Origin of the sequence: Stenotrophomonas sp. Marseille-Q5258 (assembly GCF_946900935.1) — a bacterium.
In the GTDB taxonomy this organism is placed as follows: Bacteria; Pseudomonadota; Gammaproteobacteria; order Xanthomonadales; family Xanthomonadaceae; genus Stenotrophomonas; species Stenotrophomonas nematodicola.
On the sequence record NZ_CAMPPN010000037.1, the window covers coordinates 1 to 21,989 of the forward strand.

General features: G+C 64.0%; 17 protein-coding genes and 1 pseudogene. 13 read left to right on the top strand and 5 right to left on the bottom strand.

From position 1 onward, the window contains the following. Positions 1-232 precede the first annotated feature (232 nt). From OC534_RS17895 to OC534_RS17905, 3 genes and pseudogenes are all read left to right on the top strand, one after another. A complete protein-coding gene (locus OC534_RS17895; RefSeq protein ID WP_262072311.1) occupies positions 233-652 on the top strand; it encodes a DUF2247 family protein in 420 nt (139 codons plus the stop codon). A gap of 134 nt (positions 653-786) precedes the next feature. Beyond that, positions 787-1,698, top strand: coding sequence for an RHS repeat-associated core domain-containing protein (locus OC534_RS17900; protein WP_229296568.1), 912 nt, complete (start codon positions 787-789; stop codon positions 1,696-1,698). A gap of 387 nt (positions 1,699-2,085) precedes the next feature. Further along, positions 2,086-2,816 (top strand): annotated as a pseudogene (locus tag OC534_RS17905) (transposase); the annotation flags it as partial. Positions 2,817-3,144: 328 nt separating this feature from the next. Here OC534_RS17905 and OC534_RS17910 read toward each other — a convergent pair. Beyond that, entirely contained in the window at positions 3,145-3,318 is a 174-nt protein-coding gene (locus OC534_RS17910) for a hypothetical protein (RefSeq protein ID WP_153165344.1), read from the bottom strand. A gap of 306 nt (positions 3,319-3,624) precedes the next feature. Here OC534_RS17910 and OC534_RS19320 point away from each other — a divergent pair, with 306 nt between their 5' ends. Further along, on the top strand, positions 3,625-3,936 hold the full coding sequence (locus OC534_RS19320; protein WP_316044096.1) for an RHS repeat-associated core domain-containing protein: 312 nt from the start codon (positions 3,625-3,627) through the stop codon (positions 3,934-3,936). Positions 3,937-4,641: 705 nt separating this feature from the next. On the opposite strand, the gene OC534_RS17920 is transcribed toward OC534_RS19320, so the two are convergent. Then, a complete protein-coding gene (locus OC534_RS17920) occupies positions 4,642-5,046 on the bottom strand; it encodes a hypothetical protein (RefSeq protein ID WP_262072316.1) in 405 nt (134 codons plus the stop codon). A gap of 287 nt (positions 5,047-5,333) precedes the next feature. On the opposite strand from OC534_RS17920, the gene OC534_RS17925 reads away from it, so the two are divergent. Together OC534_RS17925 and OC534_RS17930 are read left to right on the top strand one after the other, a co-directional pair. Next, the gene (locus OC534_RS17925) at positions 5,334-5,603 is read left to right on the top strand and encodes a membrane protein (protein ID WP_017355080.1); all 270 of its coding nucleotides are present in this window, start codon (positions 5,334-5,336) and stop codon (positions 5,601-5,603) included. 109 nt (positions 5,604-5,712) lie between these two features. Further along, positions 5,713-6,438 (top strand): hypothetical protein, encoded by a 726-nt coding sequence (locus OC534_RS17930; protein ID WP_136003269.1) that lies wholly within the window; start codon positions 5,713-5,715, stop codon positions 6,436-6,438. 40 nt (positions 6,439-6,478) lie between these two features. Here the strand turns inward: OC534_RS17930 and OC534_RS17935 are convergent, their stop codons facing one another. Next, positions 6,479-8,176, bottom strand: a complete 1,698-nt coding sequence (locus tag OC534_RS17935; RefSeq protein WP_262072317.1) for a hypothetical protein — start codon at positions 8,174-8,176, stop codon at positions 6,479-6,481. A gap of 177 nt (positions 8,177-8,353) precedes the next feature. On the opposite strand from OC534_RS17935, the gene OC534_RS17940 reads away from it, so the two are divergent. The 7 genes from OC534_RS17940 to OC534_RS17970 all read left to right on the top strand — a co-directional run bounded on the left by OC534_RS17940 (position 8,354) and on the right by OC534_RS17970 (position 12,716). Continuing rightward, on the top strand, positions 8,354-8,686 hold the full coding sequence (locus tag OC534_RS17940) for a hypothetical protein (protein ID WP_136003271.1): 333 nt from the start codon (positions 8,354-8,356) through the stop codon (positions 8,684-8,686). A gap of 180 nt (positions 8,687-8,866) precedes the next feature. Next, positions 8,867-9,256, top strand: a complete 390-nt coding sequence (locus tag OC534_RS17945) for a hypothetical protein (protein ID WP_262072318.1) — start codon at positions 8,867-8,869, stop codon at positions 9,254-9,256. Between the two features lie 13 nt (positions 9,257-9,269). Further along, positions 9,270-9,767, top strand: coding sequence for a hypothetical protein (locus OC534_RS17950; RefSeq protein WP_262072319.1), 498 nt, complete (start codon positions 9,270-9,272; stop codon positions 9,765-9,767). Positions 9,768-9,881: 114 nt separating this feature from the next. Further along, on the top strand, positions 9,882-10,466 hold the full coding sequence (locus tag OC534_RS17955) for a hypothetical protein (RefSeq protein ID WP_262072320.1): 585 nt from the start codon (positions 9,882-9,884) through the stop codon (positions 10,464-10,466). A gap of 588 nt (positions 10,467-11,054) precedes the next feature. Continuing rightward, complete coding sequence (locus OC534_RS17960) at positions 11,055-11,423, top strand: hypothetical protein (protein WP_262072321.1); 369 nt, start codon at positions 11,055-11,057, stop codon at positions 11,421-11,423. A 183-nt stretch (positions 11,424-11,606) separates the two neighbouring features. Beyond that, complete coding sequence (locus OC534_RS17965) at positions 11,607-12,176, top strand: TetR family transcriptional regulator (protein WP_262072322.1); 570 nt, start codon at positions 11,607-11,609, stop codon at positions 12,174-12,176. A 63-nt stretch (positions 12,177-12,239) separates the two neighbouring features. Then, entirely contained in the window at positions 12,240-12,716 is a 477-nt protein-coding gene (locus OC534_RS17970) for a nuclear transport factor 2 family protein (RefSeq protein ID WP_262072323.1), read from the top strand. Between the two features lie 236 nt (positions 12,717-12,952). On the opposite strand, the gene OC534_RS17975 is transcribed toward OC534_RS17970, so the two are convergent. After that, on the bottom strand, positions 12,953-13,195 hold the full coding sequence (locus tag OC534_RS17975) for a hypothetical protein (protein ID WP_136003282.1): 243 nt from the start codon (positions 13,193-13,195) through the stop codon (positions 12,953-12,955). Next, positions 13,192-21,903, bottom strand: a complete 8,712-nt coding sequence (locus tag OC534_RS17980; RefSeq protein WP_262072324.1) for a glycoside hydrolase family 94 protein — start codon at positions 21,901-21,903, stop codon at positions 13,192-13,194. The genes OC534_RS17975 and OC534_RS17980 overlap by 4 nt, the downstream gene beginning before the upstream one ends. Positions 21,904-21,989 lie beyond the last annotated feature (86 nt).

The window sequence follows — 21,989 nt, forward strand, 5'->3', positions numbered from 1 at the left end:
AGAACGGCCTAAGCGGGCTCTTGGCGGGCTGACGCCCGCCCAGTACGCCGCACAGTTGGCTGGAAAGAGAGATACCATCAGCACCGGACTCTAAACCCGCCCACTACTCAAGCCGGGGGGACGTCGGTGGCAGCATGAATGGAATGCCGAACAAGAAGTGACTATGACCATGAGAAGCTATGAGTGGATTCGGACTTCCGGGTCATGGACTCTGGCCGAGTTGGCGTGGGGTTTGGATCGAAATCTGATTGATCTTGATGCTCTGAAGCAATGCGAACTGGGGCAGGCTGCGTTTGAAGGGCAGTTGGACCTGGTGGGCCTGGTACGTCACTTGGAGAGAATTGCCCCTGAAGAGAGAGGAGCGGAGGCTCTACGACTCACCGTTCAGGACGGAGATATGGATCACGACAGCATTTCATGGAAGTGGCTTGTCGCAGTTCTCACGGATCTCTATGCCAACCGCAATGAAGTTGATGATCCGCTCGGCGAGGTTGAGCGGATATATGCGGATTTTGACTATCCGGAGCGCATGGAGAGCTTCGTCAGATACATGCCCGCCACTGATGGATGCGCTCCCGCTGAGCACTCCCTTGATCAAAATGTTGAACGTCTCTTCGAAAACTGGAAGAGATTCCTGGACTCCGCGGGCTGAAAAGGAACTATGACGCGTTGGGGCGTCGCATTCTTGCCCACTCCCCCACGGCCGGTAACGTGCTGTCCCAGTACACCGAAGATGGGCGCCTGGTGTTCCAGAGCGATGGACGCAAGGGCGTCGGCCGTGAGTTCGTGCACCTTGCGGGTAGCCTGATCGCGCAGCGTGAGTACAACGCCGCAGGCGCAACCATCACGTACCTGCATACCGATGCGTTGGGAAGTCCGGTGGCAAGTACGAACCAGGCGGGGGCTGTCGTCGAGCGGACGCACTACGAGCCTTATGGAGCGCCGATCGGCAAGGTGGTGGACGGGCCGGGGTATACCGGGCATGTCATGGATAGCGCCACTGGGCTGAGCTACATGCAGCAGCGGTACATGGACCCGCAGTTGGGGGTGTTCCTGTCGGTGGATCCGGTGACTGCGTATGAGCAGCCGGTTGGGCAGTTCAATCGCTATCGGTATGCGAACGGAAATCCGTACACGTTCTCGGATCCGGATGGGGGACAAGCATCAGAGCGCTTTGTCGAACAGCATCGCGAGGACATGGAGGCCGGTAACGGTGCAGTGTATGCGCCACTCCAGCCATATGCTATCGCTGCTACAGCGGTAATGCTTACTCCTGTAGTAGTAGAGGTTCGTCTAGCTATAATGACCAACCCTGGTGCAGTGGCCACTGCCACCAACATCGCTGCGGAGGCGGCTGGAGTCACCGGGGCCGCTGGCGCCGCTGGCCTTGCTGCCAAGGAGGTGGGTCCGCTATTGCGGGCTGCCAACAAGCCGTTCAATGCAACCGGCCTTTCAGTTGCCGCACGAAAGCTCGAGCATCACGCTACGCGCCCAGGTGGTACTTTCGCTGCTCCAACGGGAAGTGTGGCACAGAAGAATGAAGCTGCTGGACGGGTGGTAGAGGGGCTTCTGAAAAGCCCAGATACTGTCAAAACATCCCTGAGTGGCGGAGGAGCTGAGTACCGAGGGGCGAGTGGTCAGGGGGTGCGGTTCGAGGCAGACGGTTCGTTTAATACATTCTTGGATCCCAAGAGGTAGGCGCAATATGGAAAAATTCTCAATTGATTTTGTGAGCCCGATGAGTTTCAATTCGCTTGCTGCTGAGATCTCGTTTGAGTCACAAATTCTTTGTCGTATTGATCAGGAGCGGGTTGACGGCGTGTTTGAGGTTGAATTCTTTCATCTAACTAGAATTCTTAATGCCAATGTAAATATGAAGTTCTCATTGCCTGACTTCCTCAAAGTCGTTGAGGATGCATGCTCGGAGCTGCGTGGAATCGCTTCCTGAATTTGTCAGGCCGTTAGTTTCTGGCTGGCCCCGCGCTCTAGGCGGTCTGAATTACTTGAAAACCGCGTCCAACTGCTTGGTTGTATGTCGACGTCCCCCGAGATTGAGTAGCGAAGCGGTTTGGAGTCCGGTCCTCAATGACAAGGAGATTGGACGTGAAGAAGCGCTTGTCCGAAGAGCAGATCATCGGCTTCCTACGCGAAGCTGAGGCCGGCATGCCCATCAAGGACCTCTGCCGCCAGCATGGCTTCAGCGAGGCCTCGTACTACCTCTGGCGCAGCAAGTTCGGTGGCATGAGCTTGCCTGATGTCGAGCGGCTCAAGAACTTGGAGACGGAGAACGCGCGGCTGAAGAAGCTACCGGCCGAGCCGGTGTTCGAGAACGACGTCATCAAGGATGCGTTTCGAATAAAGTGGTGACCGCGCCGGCACGTAGGTTGCTGGTGCGGTAGATGTTCAATAAAGGGCTGAGTGAGCGGCGTGCGTTGTTCGTTGCGCGGATGAGCGCCAGTGCGCTTTGCTACGAGCCCAGGCCGGACCACAACGTTGATTTGCGCGAGTAGATCGCTGCACTGGCGCACCGTCACAGACGCTACGGCGTGGGCATGATCCATCCTAAGCTGCGACAGAAGGGGCTTGCCGTGAACTACAGGCGCGTGGAGCGGCTTTCAAAGTGTGGTCTATTGATTTCGTGGACGACGCTACCTATGAAGCTTCAACGGGCGGCTCCGGGACGAATGCCCAAACGGCATTGGTTGCAGACGTTGCTCCATGCCAGAGCCAGTATCGAAAGTGGGCGGCGCGACCAAAACGAAGAAAGGCCTAGACGAAGGCTTGGCGGGCTGGCTCCCGCTCATTGTGCCGCACAGTTGGCCGGCAAGAGGGATAACATCAGCACCGGGGCTCTAAATCGCGCCTCTACTCAGTCCAGGGGAGTCGTGTGGAGTCGGCGTGGCGGCGTCAAGAGCTCTGGGCGCTGAAGGCGGGGTGCTCGTGAATTCTCGACCCGTGGGAAGCGAACTTAAGGCCGATGCAGGGCAAAATTCAGCACGCACCATGCGCGAGATAAAAAGCCATTGGAGCATCACCCTTGTTCGATTGATTGGACGAAAGCAGGCGTGAGATGCGACAGTGGGGATGCTGCCCGATGGGGTTGTTGGCCGATGCCTGATACAGGCGCAATGATGATTCAGTTCGTCAGAGCTTGCCTGCGTTCTCGTAGCGAGCCACACCCTGTTCCACAAGACGCTGCAATTCCTGCAGCAGAGCCAGGTCCAGAGCATCGAAGTTGAAGCAGGACTTTCCCTGCATGCGCTTCTTCAGTGCGGGGCTGATATCGCTCAGCAGCTCGGGAAACACGTAGATGGGCATGAAAGGAACTATGACCCGTTGGGGCGTCGCATTCTTGCCTACTCGCCCACGGCGGGGAATGTGCTTTCCCACTACGCCCAAGATGGTCGCCTGGTGTTCCAGAGCGATGGGCCCAAGGGCGTCGGCCGGGAGTTCGTGCATCTCGCAGGAAGCCTGATCGCGCAGCGTGAGTACAACGCTGCAGGCGCAACCATCACGTACCTGCATACCGACGCGCTGGGAAGCCCGGTGGCAAGTACGAGCCAGGCGGGTGTGGTGGTCGAGCGGACGCACTACGAGCCTTATGGTGCGCCGATCGGCAAGGTGGTGGACCGGCCGGGGTATGCCGGGCACGTCATGGACGGCGCTACCGGACTGGGCCACATGCAGCAGCGGTACATGGATCCGCAGTTGGGCGTGTTCCTGAGCGTTGATCCCGTGACGGCGTACGCGAAGCCTTTGGAACAGTTCAATCGGTATCGGTTGCCCAATGCCGGTGGAAACATCCAACGGAACGACGATGCATCTGGCGGGAGTCGTGAGAGCGGGCCGAGTGGGAGGCCGGCCTCAAGTCCGACGGGTCGGCCTACAGGCAGGGACACGGTTCGCCGGGCGGCGGGACGGCCAGCCAGTCCCTAATCGCTTTCCGGACAGGCCATTGCTCACGAAATCAAACGGTGAGCCTGCGCCAGATCCGGACGCGGCTGGTCCGCATGCCCAACTTGGCCAACGACAAGGCAGCAAAGAGAAGTACGATCAAGCCAGAGAGTTCGACGGGCAAGGGAAAGCAGTAAGGATCATTGATTTTACTGACCACGGTCCCCCGCGTGATCATACAAACCCGCACGAACATCCTTATGTACCCAGTGCTACAGGAGGCACGCCTCAGCGCTGGCCACCGCGACCACTCGATGGAGGTTGATAGCTATGTCAGAAATAGACTGGGGGTTCCCCATCACAGGGAGCAGAGTGGCAGAGGAAATACTGAGCAAATTCAGTGCGAATGAAGTATGGGAGATATCTTATATGGATATACCTTCGGGAACTGGCGACTTCACAGTCCTGAATGACATTCGAGATAGAGTGGCGAACGGACCCGTAAAAGTGTCCTCGGCCGATTTGTGCAATGCACTTGCGGGTGCTCCGCAAGTGTGGGTGCTGGACATGCGGCTCTCGTCCGATGACAAAGTGCAACTCTGCATTGAAGATGGTGAGGTGTTTGAGATGAATTTGGGCCGGAAGTAAGTCGCAGGTTCAACTACCATTTCCGGTGCCAGACACAGCAGAAAGTCCCGCCTTGCTTGGGGCTTTCTGATTGTGGTGTGAGTGGTTAGTGTCAGGTCCTCAGAGCTTGCCTGCGTTCTCGTAGCGAGCCACACCCTGTTCCACAAGGTGCTGCAGTTCCTGCAGCAGCGCCGGGTCCAGAGCATCGAAATTGAAGCAGGACTTTCCCTGCATGCGCTTCTTCAGTGCGGGGCTGATATCACTCAGCAGCTCGGGGAAATCGTAGACCGGCATGAAGTGAACGACATGCTTGCGGCCAGAGAACTTCACTGCCCCGAAGAACTGCGCCTTGCCCTTGGCGTCGAGGTGTCGGCAGTTTGCGTAGAAGTGGTCGTCTTCATCGTGCACAACGTCAAGCCTGCTCCGGTAGGGAATCATAAGACTCCGCAGCGCGGCGAACAGGTTGGGCTGCGTTTCCGCTGCGGTGCTGTTCGTAGTGGCGGCGGATTGGCGTGGCGTCTTCATGAGGTCTGCCTGGAACGGAACACGATGGCGGAAGGGTGCGGCGTCCTTGCGGTTTCAGGCTAGCACGCGGGTATTGGACGATGGTCGGCTCTGGTAGGCAAGCGCCGGGCCACGCTGACGACAGGGCAGGTATGGCGATCGGTGCTGAAGAAAAAACGCCGTGTGAGCATGCGTTTTACGACCTCTTCACGCCCTCTCCACGTCTTCCAACCAGAACTGAAAGCCTCTCGTGGCGCCAACAAAAAGGCAGCTATATTCCAGTCTCCCCAGACAAAGGAGGGACTGCAATGACCATGACCAAGCATCACCTGACGCTCGCCCGTACGCTCGGCGTGGCGATCATCGCCACCGTCGGCCTTGGCGGCTGCGCCACCTACAAAGACGAGTTCGCCTCGATCAACTCACGCCTCGACCAGCTTGATGTGAAGGTGCAGGGCGCTGCCCAGAGCGCCGAGTCCGCCAACCAGTCCGCGCAGCAGGCCAACCAACGTCTGGATCAGATCGAAGGCCGCGTCCAGCAGCTCGAAAAGGCGCCCCGTCGCCAGCCACGCGGCTGATCGCGCCTGCACACCTGGTGTGCAGGGTATGAAGTGGAACCGGTGGCCGTTGTTGGCCACTGGTTTCGTTTAAGCCCATCGTTCCATCCGAAGGAATCGTCCCATCGTTATGTACTCACACGCAGCACGACGTGCCGCCTCTGGTGCGCTAGCCGTGGCGCTGGCATTTGCAGGTGTCGGCGTTGCCAGCGCCAAGGATGCCGCCCCGCAACCGGTCGCCGCCGTCGATGAACTGCCGAAAGGCCAGGACGTCTCCGACACCGTGATCGAGCTCGCGGGGTGGATTGTCGCCACCAAGGACAGCCAGGGCTATCCGTTCGCCATCATGGACAAGGCCGCAGCACAGATCCTGGTGTTCGACGGCGAGGGCCGGCTGCGCGGCGCGGCGCCAGGGCTGTTCGGCTCGGCGACCGGGGACCATACCGCCCCCGGTGTCGCCGGGCTGGCGCTGCGCGAAATTCCGGGTCGGGACCGCACCACGCCGGCAGGCCGCTTCGTCGGCGGTTACGGCCCGTCGATCGACGCCGGCCGCGTCCTGTGGGTGGATTACGAGTCCGCCGTTTCCATCCATCCCACCGCGACCGGTGTCCCGGCCGAGAAGCGGGTGGAACGCCTTGCGTCCGCCTCGCCGGACGACAACCGCGTGACGCATGGCTGCATCAACGTCTCGCCCGGGTTCTACGAGCAGATCATCAGCACCACGTTCCAGCGGGGCGGGGTGTTCTACATCCTCCCGGATGCCGACCCGATCGAGAAGACCTTCCCCGCGTTCGCGAAGAGTCGCGCGGCATCGCAGGACGAAGACGGAAAGCGCACGCGCTCCGCTCGCAGGTAAGCCGACGCGTCACCACTGAAGCAGGCGGGGTGGGCGAGGGTTACTTGCGGTCTCCAGGACATGCGTCGGGTTGGCAGGCCAGCGCCTCCCACACCCGGCCGCGCCGCTGTGCCGGGGTTGTCACCGCTTCGACCGCTCCCGCACCAAGGCGATCCTGCAACTGCTGCAGGTACAGACTGCGCGGGATCACCACCTGTGACGGGTGCTCCACGATGCCGGCGGGCTCTTCGGGCTGGAACTTGCCCGGTACGGCATTCCCGATCTCTCCCACGCTCCAGTTCATCGCATGCGGCGGCGCCTGCAGCACGTAGTGCGCGCTGCCCGTGTTCCAGAACATCTGCTGCGCGCCGGCCCAGCCGTGGCCGGACCCGCTGCGACGCCGGTTCTGTGCCCGAAGCTGAGTGTCGCGGGTGTTGTCGTACAACGTGCCGGTGGCCCAGCGATGGTGCGGGCCGCTGTCGTTGGTGCCGTCCACGGCCAGGCAGTCCAGGAAAACGTTTGGCCCGGGGGTGAGCGCGCCGGTGACGACGCTGTGCCGGGCGTGCTCGGCATAGCAGCGCTGGGTCAGGTTGAACGACGCGTTGCCTTCGTAGTTGTACGCGTAGCGGCGCATGCCCTCGGTCTGCCCATAGCGCGGGTCCAGATAAGCCAGATCCTGGAACGTGTTGAAGTGGGCGCCGTCGTGCGCGGTGATGCCGTGTGAGACATAGCGCAGCGTGACATTGCGCACCCATGAATCACGCACACCGTTGAAACGGATGGCTGTGTACGGCCCACTATCGGGCGTACCTGCAGCCGTGCCGGTGTGCGGGTTGCCTTCCAGACGCAGGTCCTCTATGCCGACCTCGCCGATGCGCCGCACAGCGACGCGATACACCGTACCGCCGCCGAAGCGGCGCTCGATCGCATCCACCACCGGTGCATCCAGCACCAGCGCGTCGCGATCCACGGCGGCCACCACGCGCGCGTAGTCCATCGCGAAGCCCTCGGGCGTCCAGCCATAGCGGGCGGTATCGATCCCGTCGGCACCCAGCCAGGCGGCATTGGGCGTGCGACGCAGAATGAGGGTGTCGCCCTCGCGATACCCGGCGGTGGAGGCCAGCGGCACCCGTATTGCCCCCACCGGCACGAACGCGGCGCTGATGGTGGACGACGGCAGGCCGGCAGTGTCCACCAACCGGGAGGGCTCGCGGTTGCCCACCTCGATGATCCGACCCTGCCGGCCGGTGTAGGTCGAACGGATGATCGTGCCGTTGCTGCCGCGCCCTTCACCGCGCAGCACAACGCCGCCGCTGCGGATGACCAGCCCGTTCGAGACGGTGTAGCGCCCGCGCGTGAGCAGGACGACACCGCGCATGCCGTGCGCATCGGGCGTGCGCGCACTCACCGTGTCGATGGCCTGCTGGATGCGCGCGTGGTCGTCGCCGCCAGCGGAGGGAGCAAGCACCACGCGGACGGGGAGCGAGGCGGGCGCAGGCAGCGCTACGCCACCGCCGCGGTAGCCGGCGCGCGAGAAGTCCGGAACAATATGCCGGGCCTGCGTGCCGCCGCGCTCGCGGTACATGCCGTAGCGCAATCGGCCATCGCTGCCTGGTGCGACCAGCGGCGCGTCTGCGGCCGTATCGATGGGTTGGATGAAGAACGCGGCGGAGCCGGGCCCATTCGCGGCGTGCAGCACCGTGGGCGCGCACGCGGCGAAGGCGATCAAGGCAAGCGCGGCGATTCTGCGGGACGGCAACGGGCGCATTCGGGTGGTTTCATCCGTGAACGGGCAGGTGCTGATGGTAGCAATGCACTGCGGGGTGCCGGCGGGCATTGCAGGACCGATAGTGCGTCGGCTTGCCAGCAGGGTCCGGCAGCCCCAGGATCGAACCTGTCGTTTCCACTCTGACGCAGGAGGAGGCCTGTCAGGCCCTTGACCCATATGGAAAGTGCTGATCGCATAACGCTTGATGATCTGTCAGATGTTCGCAAGGCTGTAGCGGTCATGCGTTCACGATCAATTCTTGCAGCCGCTGCGGGTGGACCCATCTTCAGTGCGCTTCTGGCCACGGCGTGGCTTTGGCTGCATCCGGGCGGGGTATCCGTGGCTGTCGTTCTAGCCGTTGTGAGCTATCTGCTGTTCGGCCTGCCGCTCCTCGTGCGCTGGATTCTGCACTGGCGCAGAATCCATCAGCGCCTCACGGACGTCGAGGTGCGGGTCAACGCAGGTGAAACGGTGTACGGGTCGGAGGTGCGGTTCCGCTAGCCCCGTGCCCGAATCGAGCCTGGCGCCGACCCCGGCGCCTGGGTCCGCTCATCCCCCCGCTTGTTGGACGGCGGCGGCCCTTCTATGATCGAGCCGCGTCAGGTAAGCGCCCGTCTACGCGACAGTCTGGGCACGTCGTGCAAGTGGCTTCCGGGTCCATCCATTGGAAGGGTTTCGCTCATGGCTGCTGTCATCCGCGTTTTGATGGTCCTCTCCGTTGCTCTTCTGTCGGGCGCGTTGCTTCTGCCCCTGGAACGCTCTGTGCACGTGGAATTTTCATTGGATCAACCGCCTCCAATGCGGGTCTTCGGTGCGTTTGTGCTGCTGGTGGGCGTGGTCACTGGCGCCGCAGCATGGACAGGGCTCGTGCGGTTCAGGCGGTGGGGTCGTCTGCTCGCCATCGTTGCCTCTGCCCTGATCGTCCTGGCGGCAGGGCTGCTGGCACAATCGCCACTGATGGGGCAGGTGAGTGGCCTTGGCATCGCGCTGTTTGCTGCCGCTGCGTCAGCGTGGCTGTGCGGTGTCGCCCTGTCCTATCACCCGCTTGTTGCGTCGCGCTTCCAGGCATGAGTGCTGTCAACCAATGCGTCGAACGATCCTCCAGGATGTTGCCAACACGTTTTGCCACATGCTGGTCGGCTGGCGCATGGGCGATGATTTTGACGTCCTTGCAGCGCTTCCGGATGGCACGCTCTTCGTTGATGTCCTCGCAGGCACCGCCGCCCACAGTGCGGCGGGAGCTGTCCACCTCCGTATCGCAGGCGAGTTGCAGGCATGGTTCCACCATCGCCTGAGCGTCATCCAGATTCCCGTTCAGGCTCTGTCGTCGGCACAGGTGGTGGCCGAGATCCGCACGGATCGCCTCGCTACCAACCGCAAACGGATCGTCTCGTTTGACGTCTCCGTGCGTTCGGTGATTTCCACCGACGAATGCCGTTACACCGGCAAGCTGCATGAGGTGCACCGCTGGCATTCGCGGGTGCCGACTACCTGCGGCCCGGGGAGGATGGCGCCCTGGCCCACCGTAGTCTGCTTCCGGGCGGCATCCGGCCAGCGAGAGCGGTGCGAAACGCATCAGTGATCTGGATTACCATCCATTCGGGCCGATCCGGTCCACGGGAACCCATCAGGGGGCGTCATGAAGCGCGCGGTTCTTGCCGTAATCACAAGTGCAGTCCTGGGCGGATGCGCCACCGTGGACCAGAACACCACGTTCGATGGCAGCGATGGCAACGCATTTGTCCTGGTCGCTGCCGACAACGTGCCTGATCGGGGCGTGAGCAGCCACAGCTTCGTCTTCAGCAGGGTCGACCTGCAGTCTTCAACCTTCCTGCCGGAGTGGTTCTCCATTACCTTCGACGGCGGAGCGGGCACGTTCGTCGTCGACGAATTGAAGAAGCCAGAAGGTCTCAATACGACGCTGCGTTTCGGTGCCCGTTCCGTGGTGCCCGGCGACTATGCCTATGCGGCGAGGCGGGATCTGCAGGGCAATCTGCAGACGGAGCACTGCTATGCCAAGGGGGCGGGCGTGTTCCGTATCGTTGCGGGCAACACCAACGTCATTTCGCTTGGTGATGTGCTCAACGACATGGGCAGCGATCCTGACGTCGCGCTGGATCAGGGCGCGACGATTCTGACCGCGTATCCGAAGATCAGCGCGCCGCTCGTGCAGGCGCAGCAGGTGGGTTCGATCACGTTCCCGCCGGCGAAGTCGCTGGGCTGGGAGGGCTGCCTGAACCGGAATGTCACGGCCTTGACGGTCATTTCGGCAACACCGTAGGTCGTGGCCCAGGTGACGCGTCAGCCAGCTCGCGTTGATACGTACGCCATTCCCCCGCACCAGCGGCCAGACTGTCCCGGATGCGTCCATCACGGAACTGCTGCAGATAGAGACTGCGAGGTGTCGTCACCTGGCCCATCGACTGCACCATCCCCGCTGGTTCCTCGGGCGGGAACTTCCCAGATCCAATGGTGCCCAACATGGCGTAGTCGCTGGGCGTCCATCGGTATCGTGCGATATCGATGCCCTCGGGGCCGACCCAGCAGGCATTGGGTTCCCTCGTGATCGACACCGTATCGCTTGGGCGATAACCGGCCCGGCGTGCCTCCAGCGCTGCGCGGGCAACCGGGGCAGGCAGGTCCGCCCTTGGCCGGAAGTCCCCATCGACCCCCAAACGATCTACAGCGCTCCGAAGGCCTGGATGCCTCCGGAACGGAAAGTCCGTAAGCTCATTGCTTCACGCCCCGTATCCTCGGCGTTGTTGCTGCGTGCGATGGAAGTGCACTCACATCGACGCTCGGATTGGTTGATCGCGCACCTGTTCACGGTCTCATCGGGCCGACGAGCGCGGTCACGCCGGAGGAATTGATGCGTGCGTATCTTGAGCTCTATGGGACGCTCATGCGTACTCGATCAGCGCGGGAGGCAGTGGAAGCGATGCTTCGTGCCACGCCTGACACCTTCGTCTATCGCGCAGCGCAATGGCTGTTTCAGTACGTGTGGGATCACTATCAGGAAACACATGAAACGCCAGAGGCTCGTCTGGAGCGCGGCATAAAAATGGCGGCCAATCCCCCCGCCGACTACGTCGGTCCACCTCTTCAGCCAGAAATATTTGCCCAGGCCTTGGCGGAACGAAATCGGGAATTCTTCGACGCCTTTCGCCGGAAGTTCTTTCTATGCGATCTATTCCCTGAGCATGAGACGCGCTTCCCTGTTCGATACGACGCCCGTTGATGACCGCTTTTGGCCGGAAGCGGACATCCGCCATGGCGCGATCCGGCACGACACTCAACATGAGGCGGACTCCGGTGCGATCCCGCAGCCCTGCCACTCACTTGTCCTCCAACTAGACATCGTGAGCCCGGCCCCCTGCCCATCTTGGTTGACAAGGGAGAACGATCGTTCTACCTTTGCCCCATGGAAAACCAGACGACCGACACCAAGCAGAAGATCCTCGCGACGGCCGAGACGCTGATCTACCAGAACGGGATACATGCCACCGGCATGGACCTTCTAGTGAAGACCTCGGGTGTGGCGCGGAAAAGTATCTATCGCCACTTCGAGAACAAAGACGAGGTTGCTGCTGCGGCGCTGAACGCACGCGACGTGCGTTGGCTGGCCTGGTTCCAGAAGGAATGTGACAAGGCCGATGGCCCCGAGGCGCGAATCCTATGCATGTTCACAGTGCTCACGGGTTGGTTCAAGTCCGAGGGGTACCGCGGCTGTGCGTTCATCAACACGGCCGGCGAGGTCGGGGATCCTGAGGATCCTATTCGCAGGATCGCCAGTCATCACAAGCAGAAGTTGCTCGATTACACGCTTGAACTTACCGGGCAGCTCGGGGTCGAGCAGTCGGACACACTGGCGCGCCAGCTGCTGATTCTGATGGAAGGTGCCATCACCGTGTCGCGCGTGATGGGTGATTACCAAGCAGCAGACAACGCAAGGGATGTCGCACAGTTGTTGCTGAAACAGGCCCGCCGCTAGCGGGCGCACGCTCCACCGCAATCTGAAACCAACGATGCATCCACTTTGATTGGAGGCTTTGCCATGTCCGACGCTCAAACTCGCCCGCCGCTTCCCCCCTTCACCCGCGAATCGGCCATCGAAAAAGTACGACTTGCCGAAGATGGTTGGAACTCCCGCGATGCAGACAAGGTATCTCTTGCCTACTCGCTCGACACCCAGTGGCGGAACCGCGCCGAATTCACGCAAGGCCGGGAAGAGGCCCGGCAGTTCCTGGCCCGCAAGTGGAAGAAAGAGCTTGAGTACCGCTTGATCAAGGAACTTTGGGCCTTTACCGAGAATCGTATCGCTGTGCGCTACGCCTATGAATGGCGTGACGATTCAGGAAACTGGTACCGCTCGTATGGAAACGAGAACTGGGAGTTTTCTTCCGATGGCTTGATGGAGCGGCGCTTCTCGTGCATCAACGACATGCCGATCAAGGAAAGCGACCGCAAGTTCCATTGGCCGTTGGGGCGTCGACCGGATGATCACCCGGGGTTGTCTGACCTGGGCATGTAATCGCGCCCAATGCAGAGCGGAGCGGCACCGGGATGAGGCCTCTCTTCGGGTGCTTGCTCCGCGAGGCGCTCGCTCACCACGTTCCCATCGACGAAGCTGCCGAACCGGGACGAATGCCGGAAGCAGCCTAGGGCGCATGTCGCTGTCCGCTTCTGGCCGGAAACGGTCGCTGGCAGGAAAGGAGGCGGGGCGTGCTGGCGCAAAGAGGTTGACGGTCCTCAAGCACGGCCGTTGACCTACTCCAGGCTGTCGTCACGTTCGTACCCGGCCGGGAGCTCCAGCGCGTGGCGTTTGAGCATGGCGTGGATGTGCGCGTGCGCCTGGTCCCGCTCCGCATGCTCGCATTGGTCCAGAATCTCTGCCGCCAACGCTTCAAACTGCGGCCAGAACTGCGCCGGATGCCGCACCTGATCCAACCAGTGGACCAGCATGTCGCCCAGCGCATCAAGCTGTACCTGTATTTCGGGGCGCAGGCTCATGTGGGGGCCGCCCCCAGGTCAAGCGTGACACGGTAATGATGACCGTCATCGCGGAGCAGCACGGTCAGGTCCGGCTGCGGGATCCCGTCCACCTGCAGCGTAGGCTGACCCTGTGCACTGCGGGTCACCACGAACTCGTAGAAGCTTCGGCCGAAGCGGTAGCTCAGTTCGAATGACGGCCAGTGATCGGGCAGGCACGGTGCAAGCGACAGACGATCGCCCTGGCGGCGTATGCCGAGCAGGGATTCGACCAGCAGGCGATACATCCACCCGGCCGAGCCGGTGTACCACGTCCAGCCGCCTCGTCCGACGTGCGGCGACACGGCGTATACATCGGCCGCCAACACGTAGGGTTCGACGCGGTAGGTCTGCACCGCTGCCGGGTCTCGGGTGTGATTGAGAGGGTTGATCATGCCGGCCAGCTCCCAGGCGCGCACCGCATCTCCCTGTTGTGCGAATGCCATCGCCGCCCACACTGCCGCGTGGGTGTACTGCCCACCATTCTCACGCACGCCCGGGACGTACCCGCGGATGTAGCCAGGGTCCTCCGTCGTCTTGTCAAAGGGCGGGTCGAGAAGCTGGATCAGCTTGGCATCCTTCCGCACCAGATGCGTATAGAGCGAATCCAATGCCTGGCGGGCACGCTCTGGCGCGGCAACGCCGGACAGCACCGACCAGCTCTGGGATATCGAATCGATGCGGCATTCCCGGTTCTCTGCCGAGCCCAGGGCGGCGCCGTTGTCGAACCAGGCGCGGCGATACCATGCCCCGTCCCAGGCGTGGTGTTCCAGATTCCGGCGCAGGCTCTCGGCCTGCTGCTGGCACCACTGTGCGCGGGTGGCGTCGCCACGCGCGTCGGCCAGCACAGCAAAGCGGCGAAGCGTGTCATGGAGGAAGAATCCGAGCCATACGCTTTCACCGCGCTGCTGGTCGCCGACACGGTTCATGCCGTCGTTCCAATCGCCGCTGCCCATCAACGGGAGACCGCGCTCGCCGAGCAACCGGCAACCGCGGTCGAGCGCGACGATGCAGTGGGCATACAGAGTGCCGCGCTGCACCGACGGTGTGGGCATGTCGTAATACCCTTCCTCTTCCGGTGTCACCGCGCGCCCTTCGATGAAGCCGACCACTTCATCCAGCACGCTGGCGTCGCCAGTGACCTCCAGGTAGCGGCATGCGCCCTGGGGCAACCAGAGATAGTCGTCCGAGCAGCGGGTGCGCACGCCGCGACCTTGCGGGGGGTGCCACCAGTGCATCACATCCCCTTCGGTGAACTGGTGTGCAGCGCAGAGCAGCAGGTGCTCGCGGGTCAGATCCGGGCGAGCGTGCACGAGCGCGAGCGCGTCCTGCAGTTGGTCGCGGAAGCCGAATGCACCGCCGGATTGATAGTAGCCGCTGCGTCCCAGGTAGCGGCAGCCCAGGGTCTGGTAGACCAGCCAGCCGTTGGCCAGCGCGTCCAATGCCGGGTCGGGCGTGCGCACCTGCACCGTGGCCAGCACGTTGCGCCAGTGGATGCGCACTGCGTCCAGCGCATCGATTGCCTCATGGGCGCCCTGGCGGCTGTGTGCCAACGCGAGCGTTTCCTCGCGGTCGCGCCCCGCGCCAAGGCGGAACGTCGTTTCACTCCGGTCGCCCGGCCCCAGCGTGAGTGGCACCTGGATCGCCGCGCAGGGATCGAGGCCCGCACCGATCCGCCCATCCAGACGTTCGCGACGCAACGCCGCCGGCGCATGCAGGCTGCCGTTGCGGCCGATGAACTCCAGGCGATCACAGGTCCAGCCGCAGCCTTCTGCATCGGTGTCGAAAAACGCCACCCGGCCGCCGAACTCGGTGCTGTAGCTGTTGCGCGCCAGCAGCGCGCCGGTCTGCGGGTCGCGTTCGGTGACCACGTGCATGCGTGACTTTGTGCGCAGGTCTCCCATGACCCATTCAACGTAGCCGATGGCCGACAGCCGCCGTGGCCGGCCCGAGAGGTTGTGCAGACGCAGGACCGAGAACTTGAGGGGCGCGGTGACGTCGACGAACACCCACAATTCGCTGACGATACCGTCTTCGCTGTGCTCGTAGACCGTGTAGCCGAATCCATGACGCGTACGGTACGCACCGGTGCCCCTGCACGGCAGCGGCATCGGTGACCAGACACGGCCGGTCTCCTCGTCGCGCAGGTAGAAGGCCTCGCCGCCCGTGTCGGACACCGGATCATTGAGCCAGGGCGTCAAGCGGAATTCGTGTGCATTCTCGAACCAGGTGTAGCCCGGCGCACTCTCGCTGACGACCGTGCCCAGGCGGGCGTTCGCGATCACGTTGGCCCACGGCGCCGGCGTCGGGGCACCTTCGCGCACCACCACGACGTACTCGCGGCCGTCCTCGCTGAAACTGCCGGTACCGTTGTCGAACTGGCCGGTGCCGCGGTACGGAAGGAAGGGCCACGGGTCGTCCACCTCTTCATCCTGCTCGGGACCCGGGGGCATCCCGGGCTCGGGTCCGGCCCCGGTGATGGCGGGGTGCCCGGGCGTCGCCTCCATCGACAACGCCAGTTCCTGCTGCTCCACCTGCGGCACCAGGGGCGGGATGCGGCGGGCAGGCAGGGGCTGGCGGCCCACCTGCGCGACCAGCGTGCCGTCCTCGTCGCTGATGACCACGCGGGCGACCGCCTGCAGCAGAATGCGGTCCTCATGACTCATGTTCTGCACCGGCCGGACGAAAATACCGCCCGGGCGATCGAGCAGGCCGGTCTCCGAACTGGCCGCCACCATTCCCAGAATCTGGTCCTGCAGTTCCTGCCGATAGCCGGCCTTGCTGTCGTTCCAGATCACCAGATCGGTGTGAAGTCCCTTCTGGCGCCAGTACGCATGCGCCTGCACCAGTTGCCTGACCAGTTCCACGTTCTCCACGTCGGTGACCTTGAGCAGGACGATGGGCAGGTCGCCCGAGATGGCATGGCCCCACAGCCCGGACTGGCCTCGCTGGTTCTGCTGGAGGACGCCGGTGCCGGCGCGCAGCAGCGCATTGGCGTACAACACGTGGCCGGCCAAGCGTTCGTACAGGGATGCTTCGGCCTGGCTTGCGTTGATCTGCCGGCGCACCACCTGGCTGTGCGTCCAGGCCAGGTCGAAGACGCGGTCGGCCAGGCGACGATCACGGTACTTGTCCACCAGCGCCTCGCAACCGGGGCGGTCGGCGCCGATGCCATACACCATGTCCAGCTGCACGGTCTGCTCGGGCTCAAGCACGACACGCACGCGGATTGCCACGATCGGGTCCAGCACCGAGCCGTCAGTGCCGGAGAGGTCGGTATCGGTAGTCAGCGCCTGCGGCGCCCGCGGGGTGTTGCCACGCCCCAGGAAGCGCGCACGGTCGGTTTCGTAGGAGATCGCCACCACCTCCGCATCATGCACCGCGACCAGATGGAACATCCACGGTGGCACCTCGTCGTGCGAGCGTGGTCGGCGGGTGCACAGCACGGCCTGCTTGGCGGCCAGGATCTCACTCTGCACGAAGAGGTTGCTGAAGGCCGGGTGGGCGTCGTCGGACGCTGCAGGTGCCAGCACCACTTCGGCATAGGTGGTGATCTCCACCGTGCGCGGGCGACGGCTGCGGTTGGTCAGGCGCAGGCGCCTGAGTTCGATGTCGTCCTCGGCGGAGATGGCCACCTGCAGGTGGCTCTCGCAGCTGCGGCGCACACCGCGGAACTCTGCCTTGGCGTCGGAGAAGATCGCCTCGTAGTTGTCCATCGGCACGCAGGTGGGCTGATATGCAGCCGACCAGAACTCGCCGCTGTCCACATCGCGCAGATAGCAGAAGGTACCCCAGGCATCGGTAGTGCCGTCTTCGCGCCAACGGGTGAGCGACAGATCGCCGTGGCGACTGTACCCGCCGCCGGCATGGGTCAGCATGCCGTGGTAGCGACCGTTGGACAGCAGCTGCACTTCCGGACGCGGGCCGCCCGGGTCGCGCAGGACGCGCAGGGCTGTCTCGTGTTCGGCCAGGGCGGAGTGCTCGCCCAGGGCTTCGACCTCATGTGGATGGAATACGCCGATGCGCGGGATGCGCTCCTGCAGCAGCAGCAAGGTGGCCTGGAACTCGACGTCGGCAACGAAGCGGCGCTGCATCGGCTGGTCGCGCAACAGGTAATCCAACGACAGCAGCCCCATGCCCTGATGGTGGGCCATGAACGAACGCAGCAGAACGTGATCCTGCCCCGGCGGCACCCGGGCAGGCGTGTAGTCGATGGCTTCGTACATACCGAAGCGGCCGGAGAACCCCAATGCGTCCAGGGCCTGCAGGTTCTGGCACGCCGCCTCCGGCGCCACCATCAGCGCCATCATGCTGGCATAGGGGGCGATGACCCGATCCTGACCCAGACCGCGCTTGAGCCCCAATCCTGGCACTCCGAACGCGCGGTACTGGTAGTTCAGGCGGGCATCGACGGCGTTGTAGCCCGACTCGGACACGCCCCACGGCAGGTTCAGGGTGCGCCCGTAGACGATCTGTGCCTCGACCGCATGCCGCGTCGTCTGGTCGAGCAGCGTGTCCGGATAGCTCGGCATCACCAGCTGCGGCATGAGGTACTCGAACATCGAGCCACTCCATGACAACAGCGTGGGCGTGCCGTTGACCTCGGTGAGCATCCGGCCAAGCGCGAACCAGCTCTCCTGCGCCAACTGGCCTTGGGCGATGGCGACGAAGGCGCACAGCCGCGCTTCGGAGGCCAGCAGGTCGTAGAAGCTGTTGTCGAGGCGGTGGTCGTCGACGTTGTAACCGATCGACAGCAGGTTGCGGGTCCGGTAGAACAGGAACCCGTATTCCATCAGCGAGAACTGTCCGGCGCGGTGTGCCAGGTCCTGCAGCTGCTCGATGCGCGCGCGTGCATCCGCACCGGCCGTACCGGGCAGGCCGGCCAGTTGGCGCAGGCTGGGCAGCGGCGCGTCGCTGTCCGCGCCGGCATCGGCAGGGATGCCGGCCAGTGAGGCGTGGGCGGCATGGCATTCGGCAGCGAACAGGGCTGGCCAGTGCAGCGCGCCGTCCTCGGGCGATGGCGGTTCCGGCCACTGCACCAGCACCGCGTCGGCCAGACCGGCCAGTTCCTGCAACCGGCCGAGCACCTGCGCCGGCCCGCGGGGCGGGTCGATACGCGTTGACGCCAGGCGCTGGCGAAGGTGGTTGAGGGCGTCGCCCAGGGGCGCGTCATCGGGGCGATGGCGCTGCCGTTCCTCTTCCAGCACGGCGAGCGTATCGGCCAGGCCGTCGAACGTGTGCGGCGCCAACACCGGCGCGTCAACCAGTGCGAGCAGGCCTTGGCGTAGCGTAAGCAGGTGGCCGGCAAGGTTGCCGCTGTCCACGGTGGAGACGTAGCGTGGCGGCAGCGGCGCCAGGGTTTCGGTGTCGTACCAGTTCAGGAAGTGACCGCGATGGCGCGGCAGCTGGTCCAGCGTATCGAACGTGCGGGCTGTCCGTTCCGCCACTGCGTCCTGCTGGAGATAGCCGAAATCCCACGCAGACAGGTTGGCCAGCAGGGACAGGCCGATGTTGGTCGGCGAGGTGCGTCGCGCCACCACCAGCGCGGGATGCTCCTGGATGTTGTCTGGCGGCAACCAATGATCCTGTTCGCGCACCCACGCCTGGAAGAATGACCAGGTACGCCGCGCCAGCCGGCCAAGAAACGCCCGCTGGCTGACCGACAGTTCCGCCACGCTCGCGACCGGCGGCCGACCCAGCCACGTCATCAACGCAGGCGCGAAGGTCCATGCCACCAGCAAGGGCAGGGCGAGCGGCAGTGCCTGCGGACGCACGCTGGCCACGACAGCCGTCAGCGCGAGCGCCAGCAGCGATGCCGGCGCCATCACCCGCCATTCCGCGCTGCGGTCGCCGCCAAGGCGGCGCTCGACTTCGCTGGAGGGGTTCCATTGCAGCAGATGCCGGCGTGTGATGGCCATGCGCCAGAGCGTGCGCAGCACCGCGCCACTGGCCAGCAACGCTTCGTAGGGAAGACAGGCGACCTGGGTGGACGCGCGCAGCAACGACTGCAGCGTTCCGCGCCCCACCTTGATGTAGTGGGCTTCCAGCGGCGTGTCCTCAGGAACGCTCAGCGCATCGCGCAGCATGCCGATCAATGGCGGCGCAAACCACAGCGCGAGCACCCACGCCGTCCATATGGACGGATGTTCGGCACACAGCCAGCCGGCCACCAGCAAGGCCAGGGCAGCGATCGGCACCAGGCTCCGGCGCAGGTTGTCCAGCAGCTTGCCGCGTGACAGCAGACTGAGCCGGTTGCGTTCCCATCCAGATGCCGGCCGCGGTGTCCACGGCAACAACCAGGGCAACAGCTGCCAGTCGCCGCGGATCCAGCGCGCCCGGCGCTTGGCATCGGCAACGTAGCGCTCGGGATAGTCTTCGTACAGGCGCACGTCGCTGACCAGGCCTGCGCGTGCATAGCAGCCTTCCAGCAGATCGTGGCTGAGGATGCTGTTCTCGGGCAGGCGGCCCTCGAGCGCATGCTCGAAGGCCTCGACGTCATAGATGCCCTTGCCCACGAACGAACCTTCGTCGAACAGGTCCTGGTAGACGTCCGAAACCATGCGCGTGTACGGATCGATGCCGGGCTCGCTGCCGAACATCCTGGCGAAACGCGAGGTGCGCCGCCTGCCCAGGCTGGTGCCGACGCTGGGCTGCAGGATGCCGTAACCCTCCACCACGCGTTGCAGCGTCGGATCGAAGCGCGGGCGGTTGAGCGGGTGCGCCAACGTGGCGACGAATGCGCGTGCGGCATCGCGTGGAAGCTGCGTGTCCGCATCCAGCGTGATCACGTAGCGGACGCCGACCAGGGCAGCCGTGTCACCGACGATGCGCATGAATGCGGCCGCGTTGCCGTGGCGGAGCAGGGCATTGAGCGCTGCCAGCTTGCCGCGCTTGCGCTCGTGCCCCATCCATACCCGTTCGCCCGGATTCCATTGCCTGGGGCGGTGCAGGAGGTAGAAGCGATCACCGTGTTCCGACACGTAACGGCGGTTCAGTTCCTCTATCCGCGCCACGGCGTGCGCAAGCAGGGTGTCGTCCATCGATGTGGTGGCTGCCGCGGCGTCGAGAAAGTCCGTCAGCAGGACAAAGCGCAGGTGAGGATCGCGGTTGGCCAGGAAGCGGACTTCCAGTGCTTCGCTCAGAACGTCGATCCCGTCGATGCTGGACAGCATCGACGGGACCGCGACTACGGTGGCGCAGGATGCAGGGATGCCCTCGCTGAAATCGAGTTTCGGAAGCGGCCTGGGGGTGACCAGCACCGTCGCGGTCCAGTTCACCAGGACGATGCCCAGTTCGCTGAACACCAGCAGCCCGAGCAGCGCGGCCAGCCAGGCCGGCACCGCGCCGCTGCCGGCGGCCAACAGGCCCGCGGTGGCCAGCACCGCCAGCAGCGTGATCGGCAGCAGGTACAGCGCAAGCGGCACGCGATGCGCCAGTGGCCGTGCCTTGCGGTGGCGCGGCGCTGTCTGCGCCACCGCCTCAGCGGTGGTGTGCAGGCCTTCACCGACGAGCCAGTAGCCCACGTGCGTGCGTGGCCCATCAGGCGGTCCAGCCGCCCGTGCCAGGTCCAGCGCGATGGTCGCAACACGCTCCTCCGCCACGCGGCTGCCGCGGGCGATCTTCTCCACCACGTGACGGTAGGCGTCGCGGGTGCCGAAATCCATCTGCGCATAGACGGCCATCGGGTCTTCCCGCAGCCGCTGCTCGACCACGCTCATGTCTTCGACAAAGATGCGCCAATCCATCGTGGAGAGAAAGCGCAGGCTGCCGATGCTGTTGCCGATGGAGACCTGGTCGGCCGCCTGCTGCTGCCCCTCGGCGGCGACCAGTTCGTCGATGCGCTGACCGGCTGCGCCTGCCCACTGTTCCAGCCAGGCGATGGGCATGGCCCATGCGCCACCGCGCCCCAGCAGCGAGCGGGTCAGCTCGGCGATGAACGCGCCGGTCAAGGGGGGCGCGGACCGTGCCATGTCGGCCACCACCAGGACCACATCGGTGGGCGTGTCGGACGCCGCCCGATTGAGGCTCTCAGCCCATTGCGCCGCCAGGCGACGGTCAGTGCCATCGCGCATCACCCGCGCCGCCATGCGCCGCAGGTTCTCCAGCAGTGCCAGGCGCAGCATGATGGGAACGGCCCACAGTTCGCCCAGGCTCAGGGGCGCGAGCGACTGGTACGAGGCAATGAAACGGCCCAGCGTGTCGGCGTCGATGCGGCCATCGCCGTGCGCGATGGCCTGCATCGACAGTTCATACACGCGCGGCAACCCGGCCGATGGCCCCGAGGCCAGTGAAGGCAATTGCCGGCTGTAGCCGCGCGGCAGGTGACGCCGCGCGGTCTGGATCTGTTCTTCGATCAGGTAGTAGTTGTCGAGTAGCCATTCCCCGGCCGGGGTGACCGGGCGCTGTTCGCGCACCACGCTGCTGAGCAGCGTGTTGGCGTCTTCCAGGACACGCTCGTTGGCCTGCAGTCGATCAAGCAGGCGCTCCGGGCCAGGTCGCATCCTCACGCGATGCTGGCGCGCGAGGGCGCGGCCATACACCTCCATCTGTTCAACGCTGTACAGTGCGGCACGCAGTGGACCCTCGGTGGCTTCGATGGCCGGGGCCGACGCCTGGCGTTCGCGCCAGCGCCAACGTACACGACGACGCAGGCGCAGCCAACGGCCGAAAAGACGAGGAAAGTGGGGCATAGGTTACCGGGGAGGCAGGTCGCGTCATGCATAGTTGCATTGGTGCTGCCGTGGTAGCTGTGAAGGTCCGGTCCGGTTGGCCGTCC